The following is a 6844-nucleotide window of genomic DNA, read 5'->3' as shown; positions in this document are numbered from 1 at the left end:
GGCTGGGTCGGCAGCTTGTGCCAACACACGCTCGTTGAAACCCAGAATGCCCAACTCGCGATTCAATAAGGGGTAGCGGATGGACATCGGCAGCGAGAATGGAATTTCAGGAAGGGAGACGAAAAGACGCTCGGAAATTCTCACAGTATGATGACGTTGTTATGACATTCTCAATGTTATAAATTCTACGCCGTATTCGTTGCGTGTCGTAATTATGACGCAGTGCATATGGGACCATAGGGCACCCCCATCACTGTGAGGCGACATCGTGAGGCCCGGTACGCTTAGAATGGCGTCTTTGAACAGCGCAACCGGTCATATGGCGGCCAAGGCATCCGGTGGGCATCCGGCACCTTCCGCATCCAACGCCGCCGCGCATGCGCGCATGGAGTCCGCTTACCCGATGGTCAATACGCCACAACTCCTCGCTGCCGTCGATCTCGGCTCGAACAGCTTCCGGCTGATCGTGGGCCGGGTCGAGGAAACCGACGCGGGTAGCCAGATCTATCAGGTCGACGCATTGCGCGAGTCGGTGCGTCTTGCCGCTGGTTTGTCGCGCGACAAGATGCTGGACCGCGCCTCGCAGGTGCGTGGCTGGGACGCGCTCAAGCGCTTCGGCGAGCGGCTGCGCGACTTTCATCCCGACCACGTTCGCGCCGTTGCCACCAACACGCTGCGTATCGCCAAGAACGCGAGCGAGTTCCTTGGAGAGGCGCAAGCCGCACTCGGCTTCCCGATCGAAGTGATTGCCGGGCGTGAAGAAGCGCGTCTGATTTATGCCGGGGCTGCCCACTCCGTGCCTGCGAGCGCGGGCAAACGCCTCGTGGTGGATATTGGCGGTGGGTCGACGGAATTCATCATCGGTTCGCATTACACGCCGATCAAGATGGAGAGCCTGTATATCGGCTGCGTGAGCCATAGCCGCGCATTCTTCCCGGCGGGTAATGTCGACGAATACACAATGCGGCAGGCCGAACTCGCTGCGGGCCGCGAAATTCAGATCATTTCCGCCGAGTACAAGAAAACGGGTTGGGAACAGGCCATCGGCTCGTCCGGCACGGCCCGGGCACTCGCCGAACTGGTCGAGGCAAACGGCTTCAACGATCCGGGCATCACGCACGGCATCTCGCGCGGCGGGCTGGAGCGCCTCAAGCGCGCGCTGATCAAGGCGGAGAACGTCAATCGTTTGAAGCTGGTCGCGTTGAAGGGGGATCGCATTCCGGTGCTGGCCGGCGGCCTGTCGATCATGATCGCGGTGTTCGACGAACTCGGCGTCGATTACGTCGATACAACCGACGGCGCGCTGCGCCTCGGCGTGCTCTACGATTTGCTGGGCCGCTCGCAGCACGAAGATATGCGCACGGTGACGGTGGAAGGTTTCATGCGCCGTTATGGCGTGGATCGCGCGCAGGCCGGGCGTATCGGTGAACTCGCGGTGCGTTTTTACGACCAGTTTGCCGAGCCGGATCAGGAGCGTCGCGTCGAGAACCGCATGTTCCTCGGTTGGGCTGCGGCCTTGCATGAAATCGGGCTGTCGATTTCCCATAGCGCCTATCACAAGCATTCGGCCTATATCGCGAGCAACGCCGATATGCCGGGTTTTTCGCGCACCGACCAGGCGCGGCTCGCCGCGCTGGTGCTCGGCCATGCAGGGAAACTCGGCAAGCTGTCGCAAACGCGCGAAGTGGAATGGCCGCTGTTGTTCTGTCTGCGGCTCGCGGCGCTGCTGTGCCGCCGGCGTGCGGATGTCGGCCTGCCGGGTATCGCGGTCGCGCAGGTCAACGGCGGTTATGAAGTGCGTTTGCCGAACGAGTGGGTGGCCAACAATCCCTTGACCGATTACAGCTTGATCCAGGAGGCTGCGGAGTGGGAGAAGGTCGGCATCCCTTATCGCGTGGTCTACACCGACGATTGAGCGTCATGCGTGCGTTGTAAATGAAAAAGCCCGGAGAATGAATTGCCGGGCATTTTTTATGTGCATCAGTCGTTGGCTGAATTAGCCGGGTGATTTGCGCGCCGCTTAGCGCGGCGACGCGTCGCCAAGGAAGTGCCGAGCGTAACGCGCGTTGATATCCGTCAGACGCAACAGCGTCAGAAAGTCCGCCGTATTGAAGTCAGGATCCCATGCCGGTGCGCCGCAAATCTTCGCGCCGAGGCGCAGGTAACCCTTTACCAGCGGCGGCGGTGCGACATCGGCGCCGGTTTGCAATTCTTCGACCGGCAGCGGCGTGTGCGGGAACGCGCGATATTCCGGCGTCGTCAGCGCGTTGTCGCGCAGCGCGCAGTAAAGATTCGCCGCGTAGTGGCCACCATCGACCATCGCGACGCTGGCGCAGCCGAGCATCGTCTCGTAGCCGTTGTGCTTCATGTATGCGGCGAGCCCTGCCCAGAGCGACATGATCACTGAGCCGCTGCGATAGTCGGGGTGCACGCATGAACGGCCCACCTCGACCATCTTCGCGCGCAGATGCGTGAGACGTGATACATCGAATTCGCTTTCGGCATACAGGCGTCCGATACGGGCAGCCTGGTGCGGCGGCAGCGCGCGGTATGTACCGACCACCTTCAGCGTGTCGAGATCGCGCACCAGCACGTGATCGCAGTATGAATCGAACGAATCGACGTCGAGGCCGGCCGGTCCTGTCAGACGAGCGCCCATTTCATCGGCGAATACACGGTAGCGCAGACGCTGGGCCTCGCGCAGTTCCTCGTCGGTGCGTGCCCACGTAACTTGCAGGCGATGCTGGGCAGTGACCGTCTCTTCGGCGCGCGGCAGGCGACGCGTTTCGAAGATCGAAGCCAGGGGCAGGGTGGGCGTCGGCAGTTCTCGCATGTGGCGTCCTGGTCGAAAAAAGGGAGATTTCTTTTTTCGCCAATGTAGTAACGCCTGGTGACGCTCGCATGGCAAAGCCATGACGATTGGATGACGGCCCGTAAGCTGCGTGCGCGCGGCTTGTAATGTCGTGGGCCTGGGGGCCCGTGTGTTGTTTCCGCGCGACCGTTGCGACTTGCGGGCCCGGCGGCCGCTTTGATCGCCAGGCTGCGCGGCCGGTTCAGATCAGATCGGGGCTCATTGCCGCACGCAGCACGGCCTGGTCGTCACCGTGGCGTTCACGGCTTTCGATCCACCACAGGCCGGCTTTCTTGAGCGGCCAACTCGCGTCGCTATTGCCAAGCAGACGCGCCGCAACGTGGCCCAGAGTCGGTTGATGGCCGACGATCACAACGGTCTGTGCGATGCCTGCTGACCAGCCGGCGGCCTTGAGTACGTCGTCCGCGCTGGCGTTGGGTGCGAGTTCGCGTACCACGCGATACTGGTCGCTCAAGGTTTCGGCGGTTTGAATGGTGCGCACTGCGGGACTCGCGAGGATCACTGCGTCGTCGGGCAGGCGGGTGCGCAGCCACTTGGCGACGTTTTGCGCCTGTTTGCGGCCTCGCGTGGTGAGTGCGCGGGCGAGATCGCTGGCGGCAAAATCTTCAGCTTCGGCGTGACGCCAGAGGATCAGATTCATGCGTGTCTCCTTGACTCTGGTTGCGGCGTAGACAGCAGCGCCGGGTTTTCAATCACTGTCGCATGCGGGCTCGTCATGGCGCAAGGCGGTGGCGCGGGTGGCGCGTATAAGCATTGGCGTATGCCGGCGCATGTTGACATGCAGGTTGGCGTATATATCGAGGCGAAGCGTATCGAACGCTCGCGCGGTTTTCACGCGGTTTTCACGCGGTTTTCATTGAGCCAGCATGTGATCCGTATGAAACCAAGCGGGCCATAAGTTTGAGTTTGCATCAGCCCGCATAGGCCCATGATCGCCTGACGCCCAAAAGCAAAAACCCGCGAAGCCGAAGGCGACGCGGGTTTCGTATTGCTTTTTCGTTGGTCGGAGCGAAAGGATTCGAACCTTCGACCCTCTGATCCCAAATCAGATGCGCTACCAGGCTGCGCTACGCTCCGACGAATCCGAGATTCTACGTGGCATTGGGTGCCAGAGTCAATCACGAATTGCGTCGGGATGAAAAAGGTCTCAGACGTCGGCAGCGGGCAGCAAAAAGTTGCGCCGCAGTGCGCGCGCCCGTTCGGAATACGCGCAAGGCGCACGAGCAGCCGTTTTATCCCCTCAGTGCCGGCGACGCATCCAGTGCGGCATGTGCTGGTGTGTGACCCAGTGATGCAGCATGCCTTCGCCGTCGTGTTCGCGCCTGTAGGTTCTCGATTCGAAAATCGACAGGGCGAGCAGCACGAGTAGACCTATTGCAAGTCCGATCAGACCTGCGATCGATTCAGCGTCCATGGCAGTCCTCCTATGACACGCAGCCATGCCTTTATAGTAGGTCACGCGTAACAAAATGGGAGAAGGGAGACTGCCAGGCCTAACGTCGTCGAATGTGAATTGCAGGTAGACTCTCGGCGCTTCGTTGCCGTTATTGTCATTCTGTCTTGAGAGTCTATGAACCGCGTTTTGTTGATTGCGTTGATGCTGGCTGCCGGACTCGCCGGCTGTGCCAACGACCCTTCCGGGCATCATGGCGGGCCGCCGCCGAAAGATCCCGTCGATTACCACGGCGTGCCTACCGACGACCGGCCACCCGTGATTGCGCCCACGCTCTGAGCGCTTGCCGGGAATGAAAGCGAAGCGCCGACGCGGGCACGCCGGTGCTTCTGACCCGCGCAGACTGTTTGCGCGGAAAGCGCGGGCTGCCGTTATTCTAGGGCGAGGTGCACCCGCGATATGTGTGCGCTTGTTTCAAGCCGTAACCGTGCGCGGCGTTGCGGAGATGAGCGCATAGCGCGTCGTTCGTTTGCGGCGGGGCAAACCGCGCACTTCCGTAAGACAAAAACGCACGGCACATGATGCATGCCGGGTGCCAAAACAAAGGCTAGGTGGCGGCCCCCGCCATGCTACGCACGACGCCCGGCAAAAAGCGCGCGAGCGTGACCCCGCGAGCGGCCATGAAGATCAGCATCGCGGCCCACAAACCGTGATTGCCATACAGCCCCAGCAAAGCCCACGACGCCGCGATGAATACCGCAAACGACACCACCATCGACGTCATCAGCTCATGCGTGCGAGTGGCGCCGATAAACACGCCGTCGAGCAGAAAACCCCACACAGAGATCACCGGCAAGAGCGCGGCCCATGGCAGATAAGTCTCGGCCGCGGCGCGCACCCCGGCCTGATTGGTCAGACCTTGGATGATCCATGAGCCCGCACCCCAGTACACCAGCGAGAAGCCCAGTGCGCCGAGCGCGGACCACAGCGACGTCACCTTGATGGTCTGCGCGAAAGCGTGCCGGTCGCGCGCGCCGATCGCCGCCCCAACCAGCGCTTCGGCAGCGTGCGCGAAACCGTCGAGCCCGTAGGCCATGAAGGTCTGAAAATTGAGCAGCAGCGCGTTGGCGGCAAGCGTGTCGTCACCTTGCCTCGCGCCGAGATGCGCGAACCAGCCGAACGACGACAGCAGACAGAGCGTGCGCACGAAGATATCGCGATTCAGCACCACCAGACGCTTGAGCTCGGTTGCGTCGAAGAGAGCGGCGCGGTTCAGCGCGGGCAAACCGCGCGGCCTGCCGTGCCACAACAACGCGGCGCCGAGCACGGAGCCGAGCGCATCGGCTGTGGCCGTGGCCGCGCCGATGCCGGCCACGCCCCAGTCGAATACGTACACATACAGCAGCACTGCAGCGATGTTCACGCTGTTGATGAATACTTGCGATAGAAGCGCGAGCCGCACCTTCTGCGTACCAAGCAGCCAGCCGAGCACCACGTAGTTGCCGAGCGCGAGCGGCGCGGCCCAGATGCGCGCGTGGCAGTAGAGTTGCGCGTTGTGCTGCACCGCGTCGCTGCCGCCGATCATGCGCAACGCGTAGCCGATCAGCGGCACTTGCAGCAGAAGCACCGCTGCGCCGATTGCCGCCGCGAGCAACAGTGCGCGTACGACGTTGTTGCGCAGCTCCGCGTGATCCCCCGCGCCGTGCGCTTGCGCGACGAGGCCCGTGGTGCCCATGCGCAGGAAGCCGAAGCCCCAGAACACGAAATTGAAGAACAGGCCGCCGAGCGCCACGCCGCCGAGATAGGAAGCGCCGTCCAGATGGCCGGCGACCGCGGTGTCGACTGCGCCGAGAATCGGCTGTGTGAGATTGGCGAGGACGATTGGAAACGCCAGCGTGAGCACCCGGCGGTGCCAGCGCACAGGAACGGCGGGTGCCGTCGCGGCCGCGCCGTCCCCCGAGGGGACTTCCTTCGGCGCGTCCGCGCGGTCGCTCAATTGCGTTCCTGCACGCACACCCATGGCGAGACGACCACCGCCCACAGATCCGGATCGCGCTCGGCGAAATCGGCGGCGGTTTCCGCCTGCACGCGTTCGACGAGGCCGGAAGACAGCCATTGCGTGACCTGCGTGGTGTCGTCGCCGGCGATGGCTTCGGCGACGCTCACCAGATCGATGTCGCGCGCGACGCGCAGCAAAATACCGCGAGCGAAAAAGCGTTCGAGTTCGGCCCAGCCGATTTTGGCGGTTTCGGCGAGCAGCTTGGCGTACAGCGGGCTATGAGAGGCGTCGTTGGAAGTCATCGTAAGCGGGGTCTGACGGGGCCGTTACTATAAACCATTGGCGCGGACCGCCGGGGCGGGGCGCGTTCCGGTACGCTTAGGGTCTTTCGAATTTCATTCTGAACCTTCATGTCACTGGATTCAACGGCGCCGGCTACGGGCGCGCAAGCTCATGTGGTAACGGATGCCACACTCACGCGTACCGACGTGGAGCGTCTCCTCGCGGCGAATAGTGTCGCAAATAAGGTGGCAAATGAGGTGGCAAATGAGGTGGCAAATGAGGTGGCAAATGAGGTGGC

7 protein-coding genes and 1 tRNA gene are annotated in these 6844 nt (G+C 62.4%); 2 read left to right on the top strand and 6 right to left on the bottom strand.

The window, feature by feature from the left end:
* Positions 1–289 precede the first annotated feature (289 nt).
* Positions 290–1915, top strand: a complete 1626-nt coding sequence (gene ppx, locus VFE81_RS14465) for an exopolyphosphatase (protein WP_325045252.1) — start codon at positions 290–292, stop codon at positions 1913–1915.
* 105 nt (positions 1916–2020) lie between these two features.
* On the opposite strand, the gene VFE81_RS14460 is transcribed toward ppx, so the two are convergent.
* The 4 genes from VFE81_RS14460 to VFE81_RS14445 form a co-directional block, all read right to left on the bottom strand.
* Entirely contained in the window at positions 2021–2833 is an 813-nt protein-coding gene (locus tag VFE81_RS14460; protein ID WP_325045251.1) for a GNAT family N-acetyltransferase, read from the bottom strand.
* 220 nt (positions 2834–3053) lie between these two features.
* Positions 3054–3512 carry a phosphohistidine phosphatase SixA gene (gene sixA / locus VFE81_RS14455; protein WP_325045250.1) on the bottom strand — a complete coding sequence of 153 codons (459 nt, stop codon included), beginning with the start codon at positions 3510–3512 and terminating at the stop codon, positions 3054–3056.
* Positions 3513–3872: 360 nt separating this feature from the next.
* Positions 3873–3949 (bottom strand) — tRNA-Pro (locus VFE81_RS14450).
* 163 nt (positions 3950–4112) lie between these two features.
* Positions 4113–4286, bottom strand: coding sequence for a hypothetical protein (locus VFE81_RS14445; RefSeq protein WP_175051169.1), 174 nt, complete (start codon positions 4284–4286; stop codon positions 4113–4115).
* Positions 4287–4442: 156 nt separating this feature from the next.
* On the opposite strand from VFE81_RS14445, the gene VFE81_RS14440 reads away from it, so the two are divergent.
* The gene (locus VFE81_RS14440; protein WP_325045249.1) at positions 4443–4604 is read left to right on the top strand and encodes a hypothetical protein; all 162 of its coding nucleotides are present in this window, start codon (positions 4443–4445) and stop codon (positions 4602–4604) included.
* Between the two features lie 268 nt (positions 4605–4872).
* On the opposite strand, the gene VFE81_RS14435 is transcribed toward VFE81_RS14440, so the two are convergent.
* Both VFE81_RS14435 and VFE81_RS14430 read right to left on the bottom strand, forming a co-directional pair.
* On the bottom strand, positions 4873–6261 hold the full coding sequence (locus VFE81_RS14435) for an MATE family efflux transporter (RefSeq protein WP_325045248.1): 1389 nt from the start codon (positions 6259–6261) through the stop codon (positions 4873–4875).
* A complete protein-coding gene (locus tag VFE81_RS14430; RefSeq protein WP_325045247.1) occupies positions 6258–6566 on the bottom strand; it encodes a DUF2288 domain-containing protein in 309 nt (102 codons plus the stop codon). The genes VFE81_RS14435 and VFE81_RS14430 overlap by 4 nt, the downstream gene beginning before the upstream one ends.
* Between the last annotated feature and the right edge of the window lie 278 nt (positions 6567–6844).

This window comes from Paraburkholderia sp. (assembly GCF_035656215.1).
GTDB lineage: Bacteria > Pseudomonadota > Gammaproteobacteria > Burkholderiales > Burkholderiaceae > Paraburkholderia.
The sequence above is the reverse complement of the archived record's forward strand: the minus strand, read 5'-3'. Positions and strand labels throughout refer to the sequence as shown.